21 protein-coding genes are annotated in these 23,736 nt (G+C 69.0%); 18 read left to right on the top strand and 3 right to left on the bottom strand.

Features of this window, described 5'->3' with window-relative positions; all coding sequences use genetic code 11:
- The first annotated feature begins 102 nt into the window (after nt 1–102).
- Together ID574_RS38305 and ID574_RS38310 are read left to right on the top strand one after the other, a co-directional pair.
- On the top strand, nt 103–687 hold the full coding sequence (locus ID574_RS38305; RefSeq protein ID WP_188193912.1) for a glycoside hydrolase family protein: 585 nt from the start codon (nt 103–105) through the stop codon (nt 685–687).
- A 224-nt stretch (nt 688–911) separates the two neighbouring features.
- The gene (locus tag ID574_RS38310; protein ID WP_188193913.1) at nt 912–1,649 is read left to right on the top strand and encodes a hypothetical protein; all 738 of its coding nucleotides are present in this window, start codon (nt 912–914) and stop codon (nt 1,647–1,649) included.
- A 68-nt stretch (nt 1,650–1,717) separates the two neighbouring features.
- Here ID574_RS38310 and ID574_RS38315 read toward each other — a convergent pair whose 3' ends face one another.
- Nucleotides 1,718–2,536 carry an NmrA family NAD(P)-binding protein gene (locus ID574_RS38315; RefSeq protein ID WP_188193914.1) on the bottom strand — a complete coding sequence of 273 codons (819 nt, stop codon included), beginning with the start codon at nt 2,534–2,536 and terminating at the stop codon, nt 1,718–1,720.
- A gap of 84 nt (nt 2,537–2,620) precedes the next feature.
- Between ID574_RS38315 and ID574_RS38320 the strand changes: the two genes are divergently transcribed.
- The 13 genes from ID574_RS38320 to ID574_RS38380 all read left to right on the top strand — a co-directional run bounded on the left by ID574_RS38320 (nt 2,621) and on the right by ID574_RS38380 (nt 17,935).
- Complete coding sequence (locus ID574_RS38320; protein WP_188193915.1) at nt 2,621–3,196, top strand: TetR/AcrR family transcriptional regulator; 576 nt, start codon at nt 2,621–2,623, stop codon at nt 3,194–3,196.
- 87 nt (nt 3,197–3,283) lie between these two features.
- The gene (locus ID574_RS38325) at nt 3,284–4,303 is read left to right on the top strand and encodes a LacI family DNA-binding transcriptional regulator (protein ID WP_188193916.1); all 1,020 of its coding nucleotides are present in this window, start codon (nt 3,284–3,286) and stop codon (nt 4,301–4,303) included.
- Nucleotides 4,304–4,393: 90 nt separating this feature from the next.
- The gene (locus ID574_RS38330) at nt 4,394–5,053 is read left to right on the top strand and encodes a DUF1961 family protein (protein WP_223167507.1); all 660 of its coding nucleotides are present in this window, start codon (nt 4,394–4,396) and stop codon (nt 5,051–5,053) included.
- A gap of 123 nt (nt 5,054–5,176) precedes the next feature.
- Nucleotides 5,177–5,806 carry a YesL family protein gene (locus ID574_RS38335; protein ID WP_223167508.1) on the top strand — a complete coding sequence of 210 codons (630 nt, stop codon included), beginning with the start codon at nt 5,177–5,179 and terminating at the stop codon, nt 5,804–5,806.
- 20 nt (nt 5,807–5,826) lie between these two features.
- Nucleotides 5,827–7,362 (top strand): extracellular solute-binding protein, encoded by a 1,536-nt coding sequence (locus ID574_RS38340; RefSeq protein ID WP_223167509.1) that lies wholly within the window; start codon nt 5,827–5,829, stop codon nt 7,360–7,362.
- A gap of 54 nt (nt 7,363–7,416) precedes the next feature.
- Complete coding sequence (locus tag ID574_RS38345) at nt 7,417–8,379, top strand: ABC transporter permease (protein WP_223167510.1); 963 nt, start codon at nt 7,417–7,419, stop codon at nt 8,377–8,379.
- A gap of 8 nt (nt 8,380–8,387) precedes the next feature.
- On the top strand, nt 8,388–9,263 hold the full coding sequence (locus ID574_RS38350) for a carbohydrate ABC transporter permease (RefSeq protein WP_188193918.1): 876 nt from the start codon (nt 8,388–8,390) through the stop codon (nt 9,261–9,263).
- Entirely contained in the window at nt 9,260–9,889 is a 630-nt protein-coding gene (locus ID574_RS38355; RefSeq protein ID WP_188193919.1) for a rhamnogalacturonan acetylesterase, read from the top strand. Before ID574_RS38350 ends, ID574_RS38355 begins: the two co-directional genes overlap by 4 nt.
- A complete protein-coding gene (locus ID574_RS38360) occupies nt 9,886–12,468 on the top strand; it encodes an exo-rhamnogalacturonan lyase family protein (protein ID WP_188193920.1) in 2,583 nt (860 codons plus the stop codon). Before ID574_RS38355 ends, ID574_RS38360 begins: the two co-directional genes overlap by 4 nt.
- 115 nt (nt 12,469–12,583) lie before the next feature.
- Complete coding sequence (gene abc-f / locus ID574_RS38365) at nt 12,584–14,182, top strand: ribosomal protection-like ABC-F family protein (protein ID WP_188193921.1); 1,599 nt, start codon at nt 12,584–12,586, stop codon at nt 14,180–14,182.
- A 113-nt stretch (nt 14,183–14,295) separates the two neighbouring features.
- Nucleotides 14,296–14,511 carry a helix-turn-helix domain-containing protein gene (locus ID574_RS38370; protein WP_125642298.1) on the top strand — a complete coding sequence of 72 codons (216 nt, stop codon included), beginning with the start codon at nt 14,296–14,298 and terminating at the stop codon, nt 14,509–14,511.
- 125 nt (nt 14,512–14,636) lie between these two features.
- Entirely contained in the window at nt 14,637–15,458 is an 822-nt protein-coding gene (locus ID574_RS38375) for an enoyl-CoA hydratase/isomerase family protein (RefSeq protein WP_188193922.1), read from the top strand.
- Nucleotides 15,459–16,030: 572 nt separating this feature from the next.
- On the top strand, nt 16,031–17,935 hold the full coding sequence (locus ID574_RS38380; RefSeq protein WP_188193923.1) for an ABC transporter ATP-binding protein: 1,905 nt from the start codon (nt 16,031–16,033) through the stop codon (nt 17,933–17,935).
- Here the strand turns inward: ID574_RS38380 and ID574_RS38385 are convergent.
- Nucleotides 17,920–18,801, bottom strand: coding sequence for a sulfotransferase family protein (locus tag ID574_RS38385; protein ID WP_188193924.1), 882 nt, complete (start codon nt 18,799–18,801; stop codon nt 17,920–17,922). The genes ID574_RS38380 and ID574_RS38385 overlap by 16 nt on opposite strands.
- Before the next feature lie 42 nt (nt 18,802–18,843).
- On the opposite strand from ID574_RS38385, the gene ID574_RS38390 reads away from it, so the two are divergent.
- Genes ID574_RS38390 through ID574_RS38400 form a run of 3 tightly spaced genes read left to right on the top strand, consistent with a single transcriptional unit; the run spans nt 18,844 to nt 21,400 of the window.
- Entirely contained in the window at nt 18,844–19,569 is a 726-nt protein-coding gene (locus tag ID574_RS38390) for an SIR2 family NAD-dependent protein deacylase (RefSeq protein ID WP_188194081.1), read from the top strand.
- Nucleotides 19,556–20,449, top strand: coding sequence for a S66 peptidase family protein (locus ID574_RS38395; RefSeq protein ID WP_188193925.1), 894 nt, complete (start codon nt 19,556–19,558; stop codon nt 20,447–20,449). Before ID574_RS38390 ends, ID574_RS38395 begins: the two co-directional genes overlap by 14 nt.
- A 33-nt stretch (nt 20,450–20,482) precedes the next feature.
- On the top strand, nt 20,483–21,400 hold the full coding sequence (locus ID574_RS38400; RefSeq protein WP_188193926.1) for a hypothetical protein: 918 nt from the start codon (nt 20,483–20,485) through the stop codon (nt 21,398–21,400).
- A 40-nt stretch (nt 21,401–21,440) separates the two neighbouring features.
- On the opposite strand, the gene ID574_RS38405 is transcribed toward ID574_RS38400, so the two are convergent.
- Nucleotides 21,441–23,714, bottom strand: coding sequence for an ATP-binding cassette domain-containing protein (locus ID574_RS38405; protein ID WP_188193927.1), 2,274 nt, complete (start codon nt 23,712–23,714; stop codon nt 21,441–21,443).
- Nucleotides 23,715–23,736: the final 22 nt, after the last annotated feature.

The raw sequence follows: 23,736 nt of genomic DNA on the forward strand, positions 1-23,736 counted from the left end.
AACAGGGATCCGTCAGATGGGATAAAAGGTGCGCATCCGCATGGCCCTCTGACGGGAAGGGGGCAATGGATGGGGCAGAAATCGGCGCGGCGATGGTGACGGATGACGGTGCCCGTGGCGGTGGCGACTGTGGTGGTGGGAACAGCGCTCCCGGTGGCGGCGGAGCCGGATGCGACCCGGCGCAGGACCGTCTCGGTGCTGCAGTTCGGCGCCGTCCCGGCCGACGGCCGGGACGACTCCGCGGCGATGCAGGCAGCCGCCGACCACCTGTGCGCCCACCCGGGCACCACCCTGCTCTACCCGCCGGGCGTCTACAACATCGACAAGATCGTCGATCTGGCCACGCAATTCTCCACCGATCTCAGGGCCAAAAGCATCCTTTACCAGGATTGCCGGGACGTGGAGATCAGAGGGCGTGGCGCGAAGATCGAGGTCAAGGGAGACTTCGAGAAAAGGGTCAGTGAGACGGCCTGCTCGCCGGACAGAAAGTTCATGGAGGCGGACAAGTTCCAGTTCACCCCGTTCGCCTTCCAGAACGCGAACGATCTGACCATTTCCGGATTCGAGATCGATGGCAACGTCGAACAGATGACGCAGTCCGACCTGAGCGTCACCCTGTGCGAAAGGAACGAATACGGATTCTCCTCATCAGCGGAACGGGCGTCAAGTTCCGGGATCTCTTCATAAGGGACGCGGAGTGGACTCCGATCGACCCCGGCACCGGCAGGCCGATTGACGCGGCCTGCAGCGACACCGTCGGGATGACGGGGAACATCCTGTTCGACCGGGTGCGGGCGACCGGCAACCTCGGCGGCGGAATCGCCATGGCGCACGGAGAGGTCACGGCGAACGTCACCGTGCGCAACTCGTTCCTGTAGAACCCGCTCGGCAAGAGCGGCGACGTCGTCGGCATGGGCATCGTCGGCGGCGTCGTGGAGGACTCCACGCTCGACAGCCAGAACGGCTTCGCCCTGTACTGTGTCACCGCAGGATCCTCCATCCAGCTGACCTCACCGGTCTGGGTACGGCACCTGCAGGACCTGGCGAGTGACCCGTCTCCCATCGCGCGGCGAGTCCAGCGGCAGACCGATCCCGCCTTCTCCAGCACCTTGCGCGACAATGTCATCAAAGGTCAGGGGACGAAGTTCCTGTGCCAGGACGCGCCGCCGGTGATGCGGATCGTTGGCAACACGATCCGTGGCACCCTCCTGCCGGCGCCTCCGGAAAGCCTCTACTACCCCGTCTTCGGGCACATGACCTTCTTCTCCGGCGCTCCCGGCGCGACGTGCAGCGCCGGACACGTGTGGGGGCAGGACATCACCGTAAAGGACAACGACGTCTTCATCCCGCACGCGGCGCCCAGGGGCCAGCCGTACGGGCAGATCAACTACTGCGGCACCAAACTGCGCCTGTCAGGGAACACCTACCGCACGGACACGGCGGACGCGACCAGGCCCATCCGGGTGTACTACAACCGTGCCCAAGGCGTCGGATCCGTTGCGGAGGATTGCTTCCCCGCCAGCGGCGCGATCATCCCCGTTGACGAGACAGGGCAGCCTTATCCACTCATCCGCCAGGGAACACAGCAGTGCCTCACGCTGCCGGTGTCATCCGGGGCGACCGGCAGAGCCGGAGGCCCGCAGGGCTGAGGAAGACGTCGGAGATCGACTCCCCGCATGCCGATCACGGCGGCCGTGGGGGAGTGCGGGGCGGTCGGTCAGGAGAACGCGTCCCTGTGGTCGGCGAGGAAGACGGACAGGGGGTGGGGCGGGCGGCCCGTCAGATCCTCGACCGTCGTGGTGGTGCTGGACCAGCGGCCGTCGCCGGTCTCGGCCATCAGCGTGGCCAGGTCGGTGGCGTATGGCTGGGGGAAGCCCTTCCGCTCCAGGTGCGCGGCCATCTCTGGGACCGGCAGGTCGACGTACCGGACCGGGCGGCCGAGCGCGGCGCTGATCTCCTGGGCGATCTGGTCGTGTGACAGCGACTCCGGCCCGGTCAGGACGTAGTCGCTGTCCGGACCGACGGGCTGGGTGAGCAGGGTGGCCGCCACCTCGGCGATGTCCCTGGCGTCGATGTAGTTGACCTGCTTGGGGCCGTAGGAGCCGAAGAGGCGGCCGTCCTGGACGTCGCGCGGCAGGTTCTGCATGAACCCGGTCGGCTGCAGGATCGACCACGGCACGCCCGACCTCCTGAGGTGGGCGTCGACCTCGCCGTGCATGCCGCCGCCGAGCTTCTGCCCCGGTTTCGCGCCGCGTACGGACACCGTCACCACCTGCGCCACGCCCGCCTGCGCCGCCAGGTCGATCACCGCGCGATGGGCCGCGACGAAACCGGGCCAGAGCGAGCTGTTCAGGAACAGCCGGTCGCCTGGTGAGAGCAGCCTTCCGATCGTCTCCGGCTCGTCGAAGTCGGCCAGCGCGTAGTCGCACCCCAGGTCGTCGGCGGGCCGGCGGACGACGGCGAGCACGTCGTGCCCGCGTAGGCGTTCGACCAGCGCGCGGCCGATGGAGCCGGTGGCACCGGTTACCACGATCATTGCGCCTCCTAAGTGGAATATCGAATTCCGGTTAGTCGGACGCTACACTAAGCGGAATAGGATCGTCCACTTTTGGAGTCTCTTATGCGTGCGGACGCGAGGCGGAACCTGGACAAGATCGTCACGGCCGCCGCCGAGGTCGTGGCCGAACGCGGCGTGAACGCGCCCATGGAGGTCATCGCCAAGCGCGCCGGAGTCGGCGTCGGCACGCTCTACCGCCGCTTCCCCGACCGTCACGCGCTGATCGCGGCCGTCGGCGACCACTACGTCCACACGATGGCCGGCGCCCTGGACGAGGCCGCGGCGAGCACGTCCGACGCCTGGAGCGCGATCAGGGACTTCGTCGCCTGGGTCGCCGAGCCGGGCCGCGCCGCCCTGGCGACCGCGCTGGCCGAGCTCCCCGAGGAGGCGATCGCAGACCGGGAGGAGTTCGCGCGGACGCGGGGGCGGTGGGTGGAGCAGTTCGACGCCCTCGTCCGCAGGGCGCAGGCGGAGGGCTCGATGCGGGCCGACGTCGGCGTGGAGGACCTGATCCACCTCCTGAACGTGTTCACCTGCCACCCCGACCGGCTGCCCGCGCCCGTGGCCGCGAGCCCCGTGAAATACCTGGGTCTGATGCTCGACGGCATGAAGGCCGTGGCGGCAACATCGCCGTCGTGACCGATTTGAGGTTTTGAGACGATTCAAAAGAATCTTGAACCCCGCTATGATGAGCGAGTTCTCAGCAGCACGGCCTCGTGAGGATCGATGGCGACCAGGAACATCAAGGAGGTCGCGCAGCTGGCGCGCGTCTCGGTGGGCACGGTGAGCAACGTGCTCAATCGCCCCGAGATCGTGTCCCCCGCCACACGCGAACGCGTCTTCGAAGCGATCAAGAAGCTCGGCTTCGTCCGCAATGAAGTGGCCCGTCACCTGCGGGTGGGCCGCAGCAGGACGGTCGGGCTCGTCGTGCTCGACGTGGCCAACCCGTTCTTCGTGGACGTGGCCCAGGGCGCCGAGTCCGTGGCCGACGACCACGACACGATGGTGGTGCTGTGCAACAGCGCCGGCGACCCCGGCCGCGAGCGCCGCCACCTCGACCAGCTCGAACAGCAGCGGGTGATGGGCATACTGATCACCCCGGTCGAGACGGACAACACCTGGCTGGAGGAGCTGATCGCCAGGGGCACGCCCGTGGTGCTGGTCGACAGCCCCGCCACCGGGCTTCAGTGCTCGGTGGCGGTCGACGACCGGCTCGGCGGGCAGATCGCCGGTGCCCACCTCATCGAACGCGGGCATCGGCGGATCATGTTCGTGGGCGGGCCGCCGTCCATCAAACAGGTGGCCGACCGGCACGCGGGCGTCGCCAGCGCCGTCGCGGCCGCCGACGGCGCCGTCGAGCTGCTCACCGCCACCGCGCCCGCCCTGACCGTCGCCGAGGGGCGGGCCATCGGCGAACGCGTGGCGGCGCTGCCCCCCGCCGAACGTCCCACCGCGGCCTTCTGCGCCAACGACATGATGGCGCTCGGTTTCTTACAGGCGATGGCCAGCCACGGGCTGCGCGTGCCCGACGACCTGGCCATCATCGGATACGACGACATCGACTTCGCCGCGGCGGCCGCGGTGCCGCTGTCCTCGGTGCGGCAGCCGCGCGAGCTGCTCGGGCGCACGGCCATCGACCTGCTGCTGGAAGAGGTCGCCGAGCCCGAGCAACATCGCCATAGACAGGTCATCTTCCAGCCGGACCTGGTGGTCCGCGAGTCCAGCGCCATGCGCCGCGACGCCTGACGCTCCACCGCTTTCCCGCAACCGATTCCGGGCCATGCCGTTTCCAGGGGTGAGGGCCCCTGCCGGCGTGCCCACCGGAAGGAACCCCCGTTGCCCGAGATCATCTATAGCAACCCCCTCGCCACCCCAGACGACCTGGAGGGTTTCCGCATGGAGGGTGACGGCGCGCTGTCGTTCCCGCAGGGCCGGATGCGGCTGGAGAGCCTGCGGCCGCCCTCCGACGGCCAGGCGGCCAACCTGGTGCTCTGGTGTCCCGAGGAGTTCCCGGCGGACATCCGCGTCGAGTGGGACTTCTGGCCGGTCAGGGAGCCGGGCCTGGCCATCATGTTCTTCCATGCCAGAGGCAGGAACGGCGAGGACCTGTTCGACCCTGCCCTGGCCGCCCGAACCGGCCCGTACGAGCAGTATCACCACGGCGACATCGACGCCTACCACGTCTCCTACTTCCGCCGTATGTGGGCCTCCGAACGCGCCCTACACACCTGTAACCTGCGCAAGAGTCACGGCTTCCACCTGGTCGCACAGGGCCCGGACCCGTTGCCGGCGGCGCTGGACGCCGACGGCCCGTACGCGATCCGCCTCGACGTCAAGGGGTCGGAGATCACCTTCTCAATCAACGATTTGGTCTCGTTCCGCTGGCAGGACGACGGCTCGATCGGCGGCTCCGCCCTGGCAGGAGGCAAAATCGGCTTCCGCCAGATGGCTCCGCTCATCGGCGAGTACCAAAATCTCCGCGTGTTCCGTCATTGACTTTGAGTCGATTCAACACTAATTTCGCACCAACCGCCGTTCACTGGCTTGTAACTAGGCAGGAACCACGGTGCAACAACCCACCCCCGTATCCGTGCACATGCCACGAGAAGGTGGTGCCGGATGAACCATCCCGCCATGTCGATCAGGATTCAAGCTGCCTGCTCAGAGCTCATCTGGGCGGTTCAGCTGAACCTGATGTGGATCGTCTTCACCCTCGCGGGAGGCGTGATCCTCGGGCTCGGGCCCGCCACTGTGGCCGCGTACACGCTGGCCCGGAGGCACGCCCGTAATGAAACGTTTCAGGTTTGGACAGAATTCTGGGCCGTCTACCGACGGGAGTTCGTCCGGGCCTCGTTGCTCGTCCTGCCGATGGCGCTGGTCGCCACCGTGCTGGTGGGCAACTACCTGTACTTCTCCGTCCTCGGTCCGGGATCGGGCGCGTTGCGGATCGCGACGTTCGCGGCGCTGCTCGTCCTGGCCGCCGTCGGGGCGTACATCGGACCGCTGTACGCGCACTACGAGCTGCCGCTCTGGGGCTACATCCCGAAGGCGTCGCTTCTCGCGTTGACCCGGCCGGCCTCCACCGTGCTGCTGATGTTCGCGCTCTGGGCGATCGTCTATGCGACCACGACGGTGCCCGTTCTCGCACCGGTGATCAGCATCGGCGCGTGGATCTATATCAACACCTGGCTCTGCCTGCGCTTCTTCGAGGAGAACGAGGCTCGCCTGCATTCGAAAGGGAACCTATGAGCGCATCCCGTAGTCGCCTCATGGCTGGTGCGTTAACGCTGACGACGGCCCTGCTGGCATCCGCCTGCTCCGGCACCGGCGGTGGCGGCGAGTCGAGCCAGGCCGACGCCGACACCATCACCTTCATGACCCAGCTGTTCGGCACCGCTCCCAGCCCTCAGGGGGAGCTGCACCAGGCGATCGAGAAATTCCTCGGCAAGAAGATCAAGGTCACCTGGGTCCCGAACGCGGAATACCAGGAGAAGGTCAACGTCACGCTGGCCTCCTCCAACATCCCCGACGTCATGGTGGTCGATCCGAAGTCGCCGGCGTTCGGCAAGGCGGCGCAGGCTGGGGCGTTCTGGGACCTCACCGACAAGATCAAGAAGTACCCGAACCTGGTCGGTGACGAGAAGGTCCTGCTCAACTCCTCGATCAACGGCAAGATCTACGGCCCGTACCGGACCAGGCCGCTGCTCCGCTCCGCGGTCATGATCCGCAAGGACTGGCTGGAGAAGGTCGGCCTGGAGGCGCCCAAGACCACCGACGACCTCTACGAGATCGCCAAGGCCTTCACCGAGAAGGACCCGGACGGCAACGGCAAGAAGGACACCTACGGCCTGATCATTCCGAAGTGGCCGGGCACCACTTTCGCGGCCTCCAGCCCGTTCAACGTGATCGACGTCTGGTTCGGCGCCCCGAACAACTGGGGCGAGCGCGACGGCAAGCTCGTGCCGGAGTTCGACACGCCCGAGTTCTTCGAGGCCAACCGCTTCATGAAGAAGATGATCGGCGAGGGCCTCGTCAACCCCGACTGGAACACGCTCGACACCGCCAAGTGGAACGACCCGTTCGTCCAGGGCAAGGGCGGCATCATCATCGACGTCGACGTGCGCACCACCCAGCTGCTCGACCTGCTCAAGGAGCAGGACCCGCAGAACTACGGCGACAAGGTCCTCACGGTCGGAAACCTCTCCCGTCCGGACGGCAAGAAGTTCTCCCTGCCGTTCAGCGGCTACAAGGACATCCTGGCCGTCTCCAAGCAGCGCGTGAGGACCGATGCCCAGCTCGACGAGCTGCTGAAGACCCTCGACAAGCTGGCCAGCAAGGAAGGCCAGATCCTGCTCACCAACGGCATCGAGGGCCGCAACTTCAAGGTCGAGAACGGCGAAGCCGTCCTGATCAACCAGGACGACCCCAAGGTCAAGCAGCTCCAGGACGACGTCGACAAGGCGTTCATCCAGCTCGGCACCCAGGCCAGCACCGGCACCGCCGGTATCGCCTACCCGCGCGTTCCCCCGGAGGAGCCGTACCGGAAGGACCTGGCCGAGCGCAAGGAGCGCGTGGCCGAGGACCTGAAGACGGCCGTGTTCGACCCGAGCCTTCCGGTGGTCTCGCCGACCGCGGTGGAGAAGGGCGCGACGCTCAACCCCATCGTCACCGACGCGCGCATCAAGTACCTCGCCGGCCAGATCACCGAGGATCAGCTGAAGGCCGAGATCAAGCGCTGGTACGACAGCGGCGGCACGCAGATCGCCCAGGAGATCAACGACCTCGTCTCCAAGCTCGGCCAGTGATGTGACCCGGGAGGGGCCCGCAACGGGCCCCTCCCCTAGAAAGAAGGAGGCCGAGTGGCCACCGACCTGGCGCCGCCACCGGTCAAGGCGGCCAGGGTAGACCGGCGCAAGCCCAGCAGGGGCCGCGCGCTGTGGCGCTACCGATGGCTGTACCTGTTGCTCATCCCCGGGCTGGCGTACTTCCTGGTCTTCAAGTACGTCCCTATGCGCGGGTTGCAGATCGCCTTCCAGGACTTCGTGCCGTTCCTGGGCTACAACGGCAGCCAATGGGTGGGCTTCAAGCACTTCGAAGACCTGTTCACCGGGCCCGACTTCGGCCGTCTGATGTACAACACGCTAGTCCTGGCGTTGTTGAACATCGTCTTCGTCTTCCCGGCGCCGATCATCGTGGCGCTGATGCTGAACGAGCTGCGGATCAACATACTCAAGCGCTCGGTGCAGTCGCTGATCTACATCCCGCACTTCCTGTCCTGGACGATCGTCGCGTCGCTGACGTACATCCTGTTCTCCGTCGACTACGGCGTGCTCGCCGGCTGGATCCACGAGATCGTGGGCGGGCAGAAGATCGACTACGTGGCGCAGCCGGAGTGGTTCCGGCCGATCATCATCCTCCAGACGCTCTGGAAGACCACCGGGTGGACCACGATCATCTATCTGGCGGCGCTGGCCGGGGTGAACCACGAGCTGTACGAGGCGGCCAGGATGGACGGCGCGGGACGGTGGCGGCAGCTGTGGCACGTCACGCTCCCGGCGATCCGTCCGACGATCGTCGTCATGGCCATCCTCATGTCCGGCAACCTGCTCGACATGAGCTTCGAGCAGATCTGGCTCATGACCAACAACCTGAACCGCGCCACCGCCGACGTCTTCGACACCTTCACGTACTACGTCGGCATCAACCAGGGCGCGTTCAGCTACGCGACCGCCGTCGGCTTGTTCAAGGGTGTGGCGGGAGTCCTGTTGATCTTCGGTTCCAACTGGCTGGCCAAGCGCCTCGGCCAGCGCGGACTGTTCTAGGAGCGCATATGTCCGTCAACCAATACCGCTCTGTGGGCAGCCGCATCTTCGACGCGATCAACATCGCCGCCCTCGTCGGGCTGGGGCTGATCACGCTCCTGCCGCTGCTGTACGTCCTCGCGGGCTCGTTCGCCTCCGAGTCGGAGATCTCCTCGCGGACGTTCTTCCTGTGGCCGGAGAAGTTCGTCACCAGCACCTACGAGTACATCTTCGCCACCGACGTGTTCATCAGGGCGCTGCTCACGACCATCGTGGTGACGCTCGTCGGCACGGTCATCCAGCTCGCGCTCACGCTCACCATGGCCTACCCGCTGGCCAAGCGGTACCTGCCGGGCCGCGCGCTGGTGCTCAATCTGGTGATCTTCACGGTGGTGTTCAGCGGCGGCATCATCCCCACCTACCTCGTCGTCCGCGACCTGGGGCTGCTCAACAGCTACTGGGCGCTGATCCTGCCGCTCGCGATCAACCCGTTCTACCTGATCATCGTCAAGAGCTTCTTCCAGGAACTGCCCGAGGCACTGGAGGAGGCGGCGCGCATCGACGGCTGCACCGAGATGGGCGTCTTCTGGAAGATCGTGCTACCGCTGTCCAAGCCGATCATCGCGACGTTCTCGCTGTTCTACGCCGTGGGCATCTGGAACGACTACATGTCGCCGCTGCTCTACATCGACGACTCCAGCAAGTGGACGCTGCAGGTGCTGGTCCGCCAGCTCACCGGCGCGGACGCGCAGAACGCGTTGTCGGCCATGGAGACGGTGTTCTTCCCCACCCAGGGGCTGAAGTTCGCCGTCGTGGTCATCGCCACGCTGCCGATCCTCTGCTTCTACCCGTTCCTGCAGAAGCACTTCGTCAAGGGTGTGCTGATCGGGTCGGTCAAGGAATGAGGGCTGCGATCCTGCTGGCGGGGGACTCGACGGTGGCCTCGTGCCCGGCCTTCGAGGCACCGATGTCGGGGTGGGGCGCCCAGCTCGGCGCCTTCGCCGGCCGCCCGGTGCGCAACTTCGCCAAGGGCGGGGCCACCACGGCCAGCCACCGCGCCGAAGGGTTGTGGGCGGCGCTGCTGCGCGAAATCGTGCCCGGCGACCTGGTGGTGATCCAGTTCGGGCACAACGATCAGAAGGATCCCGGCCTGCCGTACCAGGACAACCTGCGCGCCTTCGTGAAGGAGGCGCGCGCGGCCGGGGCGCGGCCCGTCCTGTGCACGCCGGTGCAGCGGCGCCGGTGGGAGGGCGACCGGCTGGTCCCCACGCACGGCGACTACCCCGAGCAGGTGCGCGTGCTGGCCGCCGCCGAGGACGTGCCGCTGATCGACCTGACCGCCGCCACCACCGAGCTGTACGAGCGGCTCGGCCCGGAGGGGTCCAAGGCCCTGTTCACGCACTTCCCGCCCGGCGCGCACCCGCTCTACCCGGACGGGATCGCCGACGACACCCACTTCTGCTTCCACGGCGCCGACGAGGTGGCGAGGATCGTCGCCGAGCGGCTGAAGGAGATGAAGGAGCTCGCATGACCGCACTGCGCTGGCTGGACCGACCGGGGGAGCAGGGGGTGACCTGGGGCGTTCCGTGGCCGCGCGGCGCGGTCGAGCCGGGTGCGCCGTTCGCGCTCACCGACGCGGACGGCCGCGAGGTGCCTGTGCAGAGCTGGGTGACGGCCACCTGGCCGGACGGCTCGATCAAGTGGTCGGCCCACGCCATCGGCGCCGGTCCGGCCTCCCAGGACTACCGGCTGGAGCCCGGCCGCGAACCCGCCGCCCCCGCCACCCCCGTCACCGTCACCCGCGAGGGCGGCGTGCTGACGGTCGGCACGGGCGTGGTGACCTGGACGATCGAGGAGGCGGGCGGCACGCTGGCCCGCTCGATCTCGCGCGGGAGCCGTGAGATCGCCAAGGTCGTCCGCCTGGTCAGCCTCCGCCAGAGCGAGCCCACGCCCGACGAGGGCGGACCGGTGGCCCGCGAGCAGGCCACGGGCGTGGTCGAGCGGGTCACGGTCGAGCAGGACGGCCCCGTGCGCGCCGTCGTGCGCCTGGAGGGCCGGCACGGTGACTGGCTGCCCTTCACCGTCCGCCTGTACTTCTACGCCGGCGCCGAGGACGTGCGCATCATGCACACGTTCGTCTGGGACGGCGACCCGGAGCGGCACTTCCTGGCCGGGCTCGGCCTGCGGGCCGACGTGGTCATGCACGACGAGCTTCACGACCGGCACATCCGTCTCGCCGGGGCAGAGGGCTTCCTCACCGAGGCCGTGCGCGGCCTGACCGGGCTGCGCCGCGACCCCGGCGAGTCCGTACGGCACGCGCAGGTCGCCGGCCGACCCTGCGGCGAGATGGACCCGGAGGTCGCCAACCGGTTGCACCTCATTCCCGCCTGGAACGACTACACCCTCGACCAGAGTTCCGCCGACGGCTTCACGCTGCGCAAACGCACCGCCGAAGGCCACGCGTGGGTCACGATCCCGGCGGGCACCCGCTCGGCCGGCTACGGATACCTCGGCGGCGTCAGCGGCGGACTCGGCTTCGGCCTGCGCGACTTCTGGCGCCTTCACCCCACCCGCCTCGACGTCAGGAACGCCGCCACCGGCCTGGCCACGGCGACCGTCTGGCTGTGGTCTCCCTCCGCCCCGGCCATGGACCTGCGCTTCTACCACGACGGCATGGGCCAGGACACCTTCGCCGAGCAGCTGGAAGGCCTGGAGATCACGTACGAGGACTACGAGCCCGGCTTCGGCGACCCGTATGGCATCGCGCGCACGCACGAGCTGACGCTGCGCGCCCTCGACGCCACACCGCCGTCCGAGGACCTGGCCGCCTACGCGGCCGCCATGAACCAGCCGGGCCTGCTGGCCGCGTCCCCCGAGCGGATCAAGCAGGCCGGCGTGTTCGGCGTCTGGGAGCTGCCCGACCGCTCCACGCCCGCGCACGCCGAGATCGAGGACCGCCTGGACTTCCTGTTCGACCTGTACGTCCTGGAGCGCGAGCAGCGCCGCTGGTACGGGTTCTGGGACTACGGCGACGTCATGCACACCTACGACGACGACCGGCACACCTGGCGCTACGACATCGGTGGCTACGCCTGGGACAACTCCGAACTCTCGCCCGACCTGTGGCTGTGGCTGCAGTTCCTCCGCACCGGCCGGTCCGACGTCTTCCGCTTCGCCGAGGCCATGACCCGCCACACCGGCGAGGTCGACGTCTACCACCTGGGCAGGTGGAAGGGCCTGGGCAGCAGGCACAACGTCCAGCACTGGGGCTGCAGCTGCAAGCAGCTGCGCATCTCCAACGCCGCCTACCGGCGCTTCCACTACTACCTGACCGCCGACGAGCGCACCGGCGACCTGATGGACGAGCTCAGTGTGCCCGAGGAGACGTTCACGGTCATCGACCCGCTGCGCAAGGTGCGCCAGGACGTCTACACCCCCGACCCTGCCGCGCTGTCGGTCGGCCTCGGCACCGACTGGGGCTCGCTGGCGGCGGCCTGGCTGACCCGATGGGAACGCCACGGCGACGAGCGGGCCAGAGACCGGTTGCTGGGCACGATGGCCGACATCGGGGCGCTGCCGCAGGGCTTCCTGACCGGTGAGGCCCGGCTGAACCTGGAGACCGGGCGCTTCGACACCTCGACCGACAGGATCTCCGTCTCGCACCTGTCGTCGCTGTTCGGGCTGCCGGAGATCTGCGCCGAGCTCATCGCGCTCCGCCTGGACGTGCCCGGGTTCGAGCGGGCGTGGCTCGACTACTGCCGCCTCTACCTCGCCACCCCTGAGCAGCAGGAGGCCGAGGCGGGGCAGCGGCTGAGCGGCATCTCGCTGATCCAGGCGCACAGCAGGCTCACCGCGTACGCGGCCGCCAGAATCGGCGACGCCGAGCTCGCCGCGTGGGCGTGGCGGAAGTTCGCCCTCGACGAGGGCGACCAGCTCAACAAGAACCGGTTGCAGCGTCAGGGGAAATGGGAGCTCATGTTGGTGGACGGCCCCGAGGTCCTGTCACCCTTGCGCGAGGCGCCGTTCGTCAGCACCAACGACGCCGCCCAGTACGGCCTGGCCGCCATCCACAACCTCGCCCTGATCGGCGAGCACCTGGCGGAACGTTAATCAGAGGTGGGGCCTCCGCACGGGGCCTTACACTGATCGGTATGCATACTCCCGATTGATCGGCGTCGCACCACGCCCAATCCCTCGTTTCCTAGCTCGGGAGTGTTCCGCCACCATGATCATCGCCAATGACGTCGAGCTGCGCGCGGGCGCGCGCCTGCTCATCGAGAAAGCCTCGTTCCGGGTCAATCCCGGCGACAAGATCGGGCTCGTCGGCCGCAACGGCGCCGGCAAGACGACGCTGACCAAGGTGCTCGCGGGCGAGGCCCTGCCCGCCGCGGGCACCGTCACCACCAGCGGCAGCGTGGGCTACCTGCCGCAGGATCCGCGCACCGGCGACCTGCAGGTGCTGGCGCGCGACCGCATCCTGTCCGCACGCGGGCTCGACGAGGTCCTGCGCGAGCTGCGCGAGGCCGAGCTCGGCATGTCCTCCGCCGACGAGCGCACCCGGGAGAAGGCCGTCAGGAAGTACGGTCGCCTGGAAGACCAGATGCACGTGCTGGGCGGGTACGCCGCCGAGGCCGAGGCCGCCTCCATCGCCTCCAGTCTCGGCCTGCCGGACAGGGTGCTGACGCAGCCGTTGCAAACGCTTTCCGGGGGTCAGCGGCGGCGCGTGGAATTGGCGCGAATTCTTTTCAGTGGTGCGGAAACCCTCCTCCTCGACGAGCCGACAAACCACCTTGATGCCGACTCAATCGGGTGGCTTCGTGATTTTTTGCGATCTCATCAAGGTGGGTTGGTGATCATCAGTCACGACGTCGGGCTTCTTGAAGCGACGGTCAACAAGGTCCTGCACCTCGACGCCAACCGCTCGGCGATCGATCACTACAACGTCGGCTGGAAGGCGTATCTCGCCCAGCGCGAGACCGACGAGAAGCGGCGCAAGCGCGAGCGCGCCAACGCCGAGAAACAGGCCGGTGCGCTGCTGGCCCAGGCCGACAAGATGCGCGCCAAGGCCACCAAGGCGAAGGCCGCGCAGGACATGATGCGCCGCGCACACCGGTTGCTGGCCGGCACGGAGGAGGAGCGTAAAAGCGACAAGATCGCGCGGCTGCGCTTCCCCGATCCGCAGCCGTGCGGGCGCACCCCGCTCATGGCCGAGGGCCTGTCCAAGTCGTACGGGTCGCTGGAGGTCTTCACCGACGTCAACGTGGCCATCGACCGAGGTCACAGGGTCGTCATCCTCGGCCTGAACGGCGCGGGCAAGACCACGCTCCTGCGCCTGCTCGGCGGTCTGGAGAAGCCCGACACGGGCGCGATCAGGCCGGGCCACGGCCTCAAGATCGGCTATTACGCGCAGGAGCACGAGACCCTCGACGCCGGCCGGACCCTGCTGGAGAACATGCGCTCGGCCGGCGGCGAGTTCACCGACACCGAGTTGCGCAAGGTGCTCGGCTCGTTCCTGTTCACCGGCGACGACGTCGACAAGCCCGCCGGAGTCCTGTCGGGCGGCGAGAAGACCCGGCTCGCGCTCGCCATGCTGGTGCTCTCGAGCGCCAATGTCCTCCTCCTCGACGAGCCCACGAACAACCTCGATCCGGTCAGCCGGGAGCAGGTTCTCAACGCTCTGAGGTCGTATTCAGGAGCAATCGTCCTAGTCACCCATGACGAGGGTGCCGTTGACGCCCTGTCACCGGATAGGGTGATCTTGCTACCGGACGGAACTGAAGACGCATGGAGCGACGAATTTTCCGATCTTGTGGCACTTGCCTGATCTTAATTTGAGTGGGTACGGATCTTTTCCCGTGGAGTAGGTAGCCGATCCCGCTGAAATGACTGATCATGGCGGAGTAACGCTGCGGAAGTCCGGCACTACAGGAGGTACTCGTGGCCGAGACACTGAAGAAGGGCACCCGGGTCACCGGGGCCGACCGGGAGAAACTGGCCGGCGATCTCAAGAAGCGCTACGCCCAGGGCGAGAGCATCCGGGCACTGGCCGCTTCCACCGGTCGGTCCTACGGGTTCATCCACCGCATCCTCAGCGAGTCCGGTGTGACTCTGCGTGGGCGCGGCGGGGCGACCCGAGGCAAGTCCAAGCGCTGACGGCCGCCTCGGAACGTGCGACCGCAGCCGCCCGTCCCTAGTCAGCCGCCGTCGCGCCCGGGCCGCAGAATCATATTCTGTAGGCTCGGGCGCGACGGACAGCAGTCAGACAACAGGAGCGGGCGATGGCGGAAGCGCAGGCGCAACAGCGCGGGGGGTATGCGGAGGACGTCTCTGCCGAGCGTTTGGCAGAGATCGGGCTTCGCCTCGAGGTGGACGGTGAGATAGCGACGATCACGCTCGACCGGCCGGAGAAGCGGAACGCACAGACGTTCGCGACCTGGTCGGCGCTTGCTCGCATCGGCGAGACCCTGCCGGAGCAGGTGCGCGTAGTCGTCGTGAAAGGTGAGGGACCGTCCTTCTCGGCAGGGATCGACCTGCGAATGTTCACATCTGAGGGGGTGCCCGGACAGGGCTCGTTCAGCTCGGCGGCCGCGAGCGAGGGCGCGGACCTCGAGCAGCTCATCAGTCAGGCTCAGGCGGGGTTCCTGTGGCTGCGCCGGCCCGAGATCGTCTCGGTCGCCGCGGTGCAGGGACACGCGATCGGAGCGGGATTCCAGCTCGCGCTTGCCTGCGACCTGCGGATCGTCGCCGATGACGTCGCGTTCTGCATGAAAGAGCCCGCCCTGGGCCTCGTGCCCGATCTGACCGGGACCAAGCCCCTGGTCGAGTTGGTGGGCCTGGCCAAGGCGATCGACATCTGCCTGACCGCCAGGACCGTGCACGCGGACGAGGCCATGCGGATCGGCCTCGCCGAACAAGTGGTCGTTCGGGGCGACCTTGAGCAAACCGTACATGACAAGGTCGCGCAGCTGTTGTCCACCAATCGGGACGCGGCCGTCGCGACCAAGCGACTCCTCCAGGGGGCGCGGGCCCGCACCCTGGAGGAGCAGAGCGCGGCCGAGCGCCTGGAACAGGCCGCCCGCATCAGGGCCCTGTTCCCCTGACCCCAACCATTCCCCGGCCCACCCTTTTCGCTGACCCGCCCGCCGGCACCCACCCGGTGGGCGGACCTGCTCCACGCGCCCCCGGCGCGGTCGGGCGGTGTGGGGTGCGTGCGCCCCCGGACGTGACATCCGGGTCGCCTTCGGCTGCGTGCCGCTGGTGTGCGCCGCGGCTGGGTGGCGGCGAGGGCGCGCGTCCGTGGACCGTCGGCGTTGTGTCGCGATGCGTCAGCGGACCAGATGGGCATCGGCATGGGTGACGCCGCTCCGCGACACCCGCCGGTCACCCGGCAGTGGCGTGGACGTCACCTTCCGGACATCCTGTGATCGGCGTGGACCGCCTGTCAGGCATCCGGTGGGGTTCTGTCCCTCCTCCGGCCCTGGAAGGCCGCCCAGGGCCCTTCAGGGGGCACACAAAGGCGATCCTGGAGCTCCGGATCCGTGTCCGCCGCTCACTCACGACGCGAAGGGAAGGGCTAGGGTGCGAAGAAGTGGGGATTTCGCGGTGAGCTGAGCGGGGAATCGGCATACGGCTCGGCGGCGCTGTCTCCGGGGGAGGAGGAGGGATCCCCCGAATGGCGATGATGGGTGGGGGCTTCGGCCCCAATGTGATGATGTCGCTGCGCCGCGACGGGTCGGTGACCAAGGAGCGGCTGCGCCCCGGCACGGTCCGGCGCATCGCACGTTATGCGCGCCCGTACACGAAGCAGATCGTTGCGTTCCTGCTGCTCGTCGTGGTGGGTGCGGTGATCGTGATCGCCAACCCGCTGCTGATGAAGGCGATCATCGACGACGGCATCCTGCAGAAGCGCACCGACGTCGTGGTCTGGCTGGCGGTGGCGATCGCCGCGCTGGCGGTGGTGGACGCCGGGCTGACGCTGGTGCAGCGGTGGTTCTCGGCGCGCATCGGCGAGGGGTTGATCTACGACCTGCGCACCGAGGTGTTCGGCCACGTGCAGCGCATGCCCGTGGCGTTCTTCATGCGGGCGCAGACCGGCGCGCTGGTCAGCAGGCTCAACACCGACGTGATCGGCGCCCAGCGCGCCCTGACGAGCACGCTGTCCTCCGTGGTCTCCAACGTGGTCAGCCTGATCCTCGTGCTGGGCGCCATGCTGGTGCTGTCGTGGCAGGTGACGCTGGTCGCGCTGGTGCTGCTGCCGATCTTCATCGTGCCCGCCAAGTTCGTCGGCCGCCGCATGTCGGCGCTGACCCGCGAGCAGATGCAGCTCGACGCCGAGCTGAGCTCGGTCGCGACCGAGCGGTTCAACGTGGCCGGCGCGATGGTCGCCAAGCTGTACGGGCGGCCCGAGGACGACGCCGCGGTCTTCGGCAGCCGGGCCGCCCGGGTCCGGGACGTCGGCGTGACGGTCGGCATGTACGGCACCGTGTTCCGTGTCGCGCTCGGCCTGGTCGCGGCGCTGGCCACCGCCCTGGTGTACGGCATCGGCGGCGTCCTGTCGGTCGCGAACGTCTTCGAGCTGGGCACGCTGGTGGCCCTGGCGGCGCTGCTGATGCGCCTGTACGGCCCGCTCACGTCCCTGTCCAACGTGCACGTCGACGTCATGACCGCGCTCGTCAGCTTCGACCGCGTCTTCGAGATCCTCGACCTGCAGCCCATGGTGGCGGAGAAGCCCGGCGCCGTGCCCGTGCACGACGGCCCCGTGACGATCGAGTTCGACGACGTGCGCTTCCGCTACCCGGCGGCCGATGAGGTCTCGCTGGCCTCGCTGGAGTCGGTGGCCAGGCAGGACACGAGCCCCTCGCACCCGGTGCTCAAGGGCGTCTCGTTCACCGCCCGCCCGGGCCAGATGATCGCCCTGGTCGGCCACTCGGGCGCGGGCAAGACGACGATCACCTCGCTGGTGTCCCGACTCTACGACGTCAACGAAGGCGTCGTCCGGATCAACGGGCTCGACGTGCGCGACGCCACGCTCGCCTCGCTGCGCGACACCGTGGGCGTGGTCATGCAGGACGCTCATCTCTACCACGACACGATCGCGGCCAACCTCCGCTACGCCAGGCCGGAGGCGACCGACGAGGAGATCTGGGAGGCTCTCAAGGCGGCGCAGATCGGTGATCTCGTCGAAAGCCTGCCCGACCGCCTCGACACCGTGGTCGGCGACCGCGGCTACCGGCTGTCGGGCGGCGAGAAGCAGCGGCTCGCGCTGGCCAGGCTGCTGCTCAAGGCGCCGCGCGTGGTGGTGCTCGACGAGGCCACAGCGCACCTCGACTCCGAGTCCGAGGCGGCGGTCCAGGTGGCGCTGAAGACCGCGCTGGAGGGCCGCACGTCGCTGGTCATCGCGCACCGGCTGTCGACGATCAGGGAGGCCGACGAGATCCTCGTCGTGCACGACGGCCGCATCGCCGAGCGCGGCGGCCACGAGGAGCTGCTGGCCCGCGGCGGGCTGTACGCCGAGCTCTACCGCACCCAGTTCAGCTCGACGGACAGCCCGGCCGCCTCAGCTCAGCCCGGCAGATAACCCAGCCGCGTGAGCTCCTCGCGCGCCACCTTCTCCACCAGCTCCAGGTCGGCCGGGCGGAGGCGGGAGCGCCAGGAGCCGACCTTGGCGGCGCGGCCGTACAACGGGACCTTGGACACCCGCGTCTCCAGGAAGCCGGCCAGCGCGGCCACCGCCTGCGCCGGCTTGAGCACCAGGTCCTCGTAGCGCAGCGTCATCAGCTGCTCGGCGGGCAGCGTCCGGCGCAGCTCGGCGCTCAGGCGTACGGCGCTGCGCCAGCGCAGGGCGCACTTGCCCGCCGCCGGCATGCCCTTCCACCGGTCGAGGTGCTCGTCCTTGTTGACGCCCAGGAACGCGTTGGGGAACTCGGTCCGCTCCGGCAGCATCGCCGGCCGGAACCAGGCCAGGCACGCAGGATCGTCGAGCATGTCGGCCGCGACGTCCCTGCCGTCCCGGATGAGCTGCACGAAGCGGGCGTCCGGGAACGCCTGCAGCAGCACCGGCGCGCTGTAGATCAGGTCGGGGCTCCCGTCGCCGAACCTGACGACGTCACCGGTGGCCACGCACGGTCCGGCACCGGTGACGCCGCCCGCCTCCCGGCACGGCTCGGCGCACTGCGCGCAGGAGCCGGGCAGCACCTGCCACGACTCGGCCAGCGCGTCGCGCAGCACGCGCACGGCGCCGGACGTGCGGCCGATGGACGGCTTGCGGGCGAAGGCGTACACCACGTGCGTCACGCTCGCGCGGCCCATCGTCACGTGGAAGCCCGGCGAGCGTTTCAGGGCACGGGACAGCAGGTCCGCGCCGGAATGCGGAGCTCCGAGCAGGAAGACCGGGCGGCGGACCTTGATGCCGTTGACCACGAGGATGTGGGGCGGAAGTCGCATACGGAAGGTAAGTGTGACACCGTTTCCCACGTGAACGAGCCAATGCCAGTGTCGGTCCTTACAGGGGCAGGCATTTCGACCGATTCCGGCATTCCCGACTTCCGGGGGCCACAGGGCGTGTGGACCAAGGACCCGCAGGCCGAGGCGAACGCGACCATCGATCGCTACCTGGCCGACCCCGAGGTCAGGCGCAGGACGTGGCGTTCCAGGCTGGACCATCCCGCCTGGAACGCGCGCCCGAACAAGGCGCACCTCGCCCTGGTCGACCTGGAGCGCGCCGGCCTGTTGCGGGCCCTCATCACGCAGAACATCGACGAACTGCACCAGGCCGCCGGGTCGTCGCCCGAGAAGGTGATCGAGCTGCACGGCACGATGCGCCGCGCCGAGTGCCTGTCCTGCGATCTGATCACGCCGATGCCCGAGGTGCTGGCGCGGGTGGAGGCCGGCGAGGACGACCCGCCCTGCCCGCGCTGCGGCGGCATCCAGAAGGCGAACACGATCTCGTTCGGCCAGTCGCTCAAACCCGAGGTGCTGGCCGCCGCCCGCGCCGCCGCGCGCTCCTGCGAGCTGTTCGTGGCGATCGGCACCTCGCTGACCGTGCACCCGGCCGCGGGGTTGTGCGGCGAGGCGCTCGACGCGGGCGCGCGGCTGGTGATCGTCAACGCGCAGCCCACGCCCTATGATCCCTTCGCCGATCAGGTCGTCAGCGAGCCGATCGGTGAGGCCGTGCCGGCCCTCGTCCAGGAGTTGATCGATGCGGCCAGGTGACACCGTCGCGATCGTCGCGCCGTCGGGCCCGCCCGACGCCGTCCAGCTCAGGCGCGGGGTCGAGCGCCTGGAAGGCCTCGGGTTCAAGGTTGTGACCGGCGCGCACACCCTCGACCGCCAGAAGCTCGACTACCTGGCCGGCGACGACGCCGCCCGCGCCGCCGACGTGCAGGCCGCTTGGTGCGACCCGGCCGTCTCCGCGGTGTTCTGCTGCCGGGGCGGCTACGGCGCCGGCCGGCTCCTCGGCCTGCTCGACTGGGACGCCCTGAGGGCCGCCGGGCCCAAGGTCCTTCTCGGGTCGAGCGACATCACGGCGCTGCACAACGCCTTCGCCATCGAGCTGGGCGTGCCCACGCTGCACGGCCCGATGCCCGCCTGCGACCTCCTCGGCGGCGAGCGGGGCCCGGAGCCGCGCAGCTGGGCGAGTCTCCAGGCGGCCCTGTCCGGCGCGCCGCAGCAGGTGCGGGGCGATCGGGTGCTGGCCGCCGGCCGGGCCGAGGGCGAGCTGTACGGGGGCAACCTGTCGCTGCTGGCCTCCATGTGCGGCACCCGGTGGCAGCCGTCGTTCGCCGGCAGGATCGCGCTCCTGGAGGACATCGGGGAGGAGCCGTACCGGATCGACCGCATGCTCACCCAGCTCCTGCAGGCCGGGGCGTTCGACGGGGTGCGGGGGATCGCGCTCGGGTCGTGGGTGGACTGCGGCGACCCGTACCCGGTGCTGCGGGACCGCCTGGAGCCGCTGGGTGTGCCGATTCTGGCGGGGCTCCCGGTGGGACACGGGTCACCTCAGATGAGCGTGTGGCTGGGGAGACTTGGGGTTATCGATACCGAATCGTGCTCCCTCGCTGACACGTTGGAGGAGGGGGAACAGGCAAGGTAGGAGGGACGAACCCGACAGAAAGGGACATGCCGCGTGAGCTTGTTCAGGCGTGATCGAGAGCCCGCGCGCAGGCCCGTCGAAGACGTCGATCTCGACTCGCTGCTCGCTCTCGTCGCGGAATCCCGCGGATTCGCCTGCCGGTTCGCCCCCGACGGCGCCACGGTGACGCTCACAGGGACACTCACGGAAACGCCCACAGAGACACCCACGGGGACGCCCACAGGCGACACGACGCTGGTGGTCAAGCTCATGGGGCTGCGGCGCGAGGCCGGGCGCCGGTCCCGGGAGGACTGGCCCGTGCTCGTCTCCGAGCACCTCGCGCACGCCGTCGCCACCGCCGGCGAGCGGCTCGACGTGTGCGACCTGGACCAGGCCGGGCCGCAGCTGCGCACCCGCGTCGAGTCCGTGGACGAGCTGGCCGACCTGACCCGGGTGGTGGGCCGCCACCTCAACGCCGACCTCGTCGAGCTGCTCACCGTCGGCTCCCGCCCCGTGCGGCCTGAGGAGGCCGGCTGCTGGCCCGTGCCGACGGCGCGGGCGCTCGACCTGGCCGTCGCGAACGTGCGCCGGGAGGAGCGGCTGCTCGTGGAGGGCATCGAGCTGTCGGGGACGCCGGTGACCCGGCTGACCGGCCGCTCACCGTCCGCCGCCACGCATCTGCGCTGGCTGGGCGACTACGTGCGGGTGCCGGCGGACGGCGTGCTGGCCGTGCTGCCCGATGCGCACACGGTGCTCGTGCACCCCGTGGACGGCATCGGCGTGGTGCGGGCCATCGAGCGGCTGCGCGTCCACGCGGTGCGCACGGACGGCCTCAGCCCGCAGGTCTACTGGTGGCACCGGGGACGGCTGACGCTCATCAAGGCCGACATCGTCGTGCAGGACGGGCAGACCAGGCTGGTGGTCGCGCCGCCCCCGGAGTTCGCCCGGGTCCTGGCCCGCCTCGCCGTCTGAGCAGGCTCCCGGACGGCGAGGCGGGCACGGGCCGGTACGGTCACCGGCTGACGTACTCCCGCAGGTGGATCGCCGTGAGCGTGGTCCCGTTGTCGACGAGCTCGCGCGGCGTGCCGGTGAAGACCACCTGCCCGCCGTCGTGACCGGCGCCCGGCCCGAGGTCGATGATCCAGTCGGCATGGGCCATCACGGCCTGGTGGTGCTCGATCACGATGACCGTGTTGCCGTCCTCCACCAGCCGGTCGAGCAGCGCGAGCAGCTGGTCCACGTCCGCCAGGTGCAGGCCGGTGGTCGGCTCGTCCAGCACGTACGTCGTCCCGTTCCTGGCCATATTGATCGCCAGCTTGAGCCGCTGCCGCTCACCGCCGGACAACGTGTTCAGCGGCTGCCCGAGACCCAGGTAGCCGAGGCCGACGGCGGCCAGCCGCTCCAGGATCGTCTTGGTCTGCCCGGTGGTGAAGAACTCGCGGGCCTCGGCCACCGGCATGGCCAGCACCTCGCTGATGTTCTTGCCGCGCAGCGTGTACGTCAGCACCTTCGGCGTGAACCGCTTGCCCTCGCACTCCTCGCACACCGACGCCACTCCGGCCATCATCGCCAGATCCGTGTAGATCAGACCGATGCCCTTGCACGCCGGGCAGGCCCCTTCGGAGTTGGCGCTGAACAGGCCCGGCTTCACCCCGTTGGCCTTGGCGAACTCCGCGCGGATCGGGTCGAGCAGCCCGGTGTAGGTGGCGGGGTTGCTCCTGCGCGAGCCGCGGATCGGCGACTGGTCGGCCACGACCACGCCCTCCCGGCCGGCGACGTACCCGTGGATCAGCGAGCTCTTGCCCGACCCGGCCACGCCGGTGACCACGGTGAGCACGCCGAGCGGGACCTCCACACTCACGTCCCGCAGGTTGTGCAGGGTCGCGCCTTCGACGGACAAGTGCCCGGACGGCTTGCGGACCTCCTCGCGAAGGCGCACCCGGTGGTCCAGGTAACGGCCGGTCAGCGTGCCGGAGGCGCGCAGCCCGTCCAGGTCGCCCGCGTAGCAGACCCGCCCGCCGGCCGAGCCCGCGCCGGGGCCGAGGTCGACCACGTGGTCGGCGATCTCGATCGTCTCCGGCTTGTGCTCCACGACGAGCACCGTGTTGCCCTTGTCGCGCAGCTGGAGCAGCAGGTTGTTCATCCGCTGGATGTCGTGCGGGTGCAGCCCGGCCGTGGGCTCGTCGAAGACGTACGTGACGTCGGTGAGGCTCGAGGTGAGGTGGCGCACCATCTTGACCCGCTGCGCCTCGCCGCCCGACAGCGTGCCGGACTCGCGGTCCAGGCTCAGGTAGCCGAGCCCGATCTCGACCAGCGAGTCCAGCGTCGAGCGCAGCCCCTCCAGCACCGGCCCCACGGTCGGGTCGTCGATGCCGCGGACGAAGTCGGCCAGGTCGTTGATCTGCATCGCCGAGCACTCGGCGATGTTCCTGCCGTCGATCCTGGAGGAGCGGGCGGCCTCGTTGAGCCTGGAGCCGCCGCAGGAGGGGCAGGTGGCCAGCTTGACCGCCCGGTCGGCGAACGCCCGCGCCGACGGCTGCATCGACTCGCGGTCCTTGCCGAGGTACGTCCGCTTCACCCGGACGACGAGGCCCTCGTAGGTGAAGTTGTTGGAGCCGTACTTGAGCTTGGTCGCGGGCTTGTGGAGGAAGTCCTCCCACTGCTCGGGGGTGAAGTCCTTCAGCTTGACGGCGGGGTCGAACAGGCCGGAGCCGGCGATGACCTGCCACGGCCAGCTGTCCACCGCGTACCCGGGGACCTTGATCGCCCCTTCGTTCAGCGACAACTCCCTGTCGACCAGCTCGTCCACGTCGATCTCGGACGCCTTGCCCAGCCCTTCGCACTCGGGGCACATGCCCTCGGCGAGGTTGAAGCTGAAGGCGGAGGCGGAGCCGACGTGCGGGACGCCGATCCGGCTGAAGACGATGCGCAGCATGGTGTGGGCGTCGGTGACGGTGCCCACGGTGGAGCGGGCGTTGGCGCCCATCCGCTCCTGATCGACGATGATCGCCGCGCTGAGGTTGTGCAGCGCGTCGACGTCGGGGCGCGACCGGCTCGGCATGAACCCCTGGATGAACGCGGTGTACGTCTCGTCGATCAGCCGCCGTGACTCGGCGGCGATCGTGTCGAAGACGAGGGAGGACTTGCCGGAGCCGGACACTCCGGTGAAGACGGACAGGCGCCGCTTGGGGATGTCGAGGGAGACGTCCTTCAGGTTGTTCTCCCTGGCGCCGCGGACCTGGATGAGGTCGTGGCTGTCGGCGGCGGTGTGATCACGATGGCTCACGCTGCTACTTACCTGGGCGCTG

The organism is Nonomuraea sp. SYSU D8015 (assembly GCF_008065375.1).
Classification (GTDB): domain Bacteria; phylum Actinomycetota; class Actinomycetes; order Streptosporangiales; family Streptosporangiaceae; genus Nonomuraea.

Bases quoted from the DNA above. Each gene is read 5' to 3' on its own strand.
- ID574_RS38305 (WP_188193912.1), top strand. From the start codon at position 103: ATGACGGTGCCCGTGGCGGTGGCGACTGTGGTGGTGGGAACAGCGCTC.
- ID574_RS38310 (WP_188193913.1), top strand. From the start codon at position 912: ATGGGCATCGTCGGCGGCGTCGTGGAGGACTCCACGCTCGACAGCCAG.
- ID574_RS38315 (WP_188193914.1), bottom strand. From the start codon at position 2,536: ATGATCGTGGTAACCGGTGCCACCGGCTCCATCGGCCGCGCGCTGGTC.
- ID574_RS38320 (WP_188193915.1), top strand. From the start codon at position 2,621: ATGCGTGCGGACGCGAGGCGGAACCTGGACAAGATCGTCACGGCCGCC.
- ID574_RS38325 (WP_188193916.1), top strand. From the start codon at position 3,284: ATGGCGACCAGGAACATCAAGGAGGTCGCGCAGCTGGCGCGCGTCTCG.
- ID574_RS38335 (WP_223167508.1), top strand. From the start codon at position 5,177: ATGAACCATCCCGCCATGTCGATCAGGATTCAAGCTGCCTGCTCAGAG.
- ID574_RS38340 (WP_223167509.1), top strand. From the start codon at position 5,827: ATGGCTGGTGCGTTAACGCTGACGACGGCCCTGCTGGCATCCGCCTGC.
- ID574_RS38350 (WP_188193918.1), top strand. From the start codon at position 8,388: ATGTCCGTCAACCAATACCGCTCTGTGGGCAGCCGCATCTTCGACGCG.
- ID574_RS38355 (WP_188193919.1), top strand. From the start codon at position 9,260: ATGAGGGCTGCGATCCTGCTGGCGGGGGACTCGACGGTGGCCTCGTGC.
- ID574_RS38360 (WP_188193920.1), top strand. From the start codon at position 9,886: ATGACCGCACTGCGCTGGCTGGACCGACCGGGGGAGCAGGGGGTGACC.
- abc-f (WP_188193921.1), top strand. From the start codon at position 12,584: ATGATCATCGCCAATGACGTCGAGCTGCGCGCGGGCGCGCGCCTGCTC.
- ID574_RS38375 (WP_188193922.1), top strand. From the start codon at position 14,637: ATGGCGGAAGCGCAGGCGCAACAGCGCGGGGGGTATGCGGAGGACGTC.
- ID574_RS38380 (WP_188193923.1), top strand. From the start codon at position 16,031: ATGGCGATGATGGGTGGGGGCTTCGGCCCCAATGTGATGATGTCGCTG.
- ID574_RS38385 (WP_188193924.1), bottom strand. From the start codon at position 18,801: ATGCGACTTCCGCCCCACATCCTCGTGGTCAACGGCATCAAGGTCCGC.
- ID574_RS38390 (WP_188194081.1), top strand. From the start codon at position 18,844: ATGCCAGTGTCGGTCCTTACAGGGGCAGGCATTTCGACCGATTCCGGC.
- ID574_RS38395 (WP_188193925.1), top strand. From the start codon at position 19,556: ATGCGGCCAGGTGACACCGTCGCGATCGTCGCGCCGTCGGGCCCGCCC.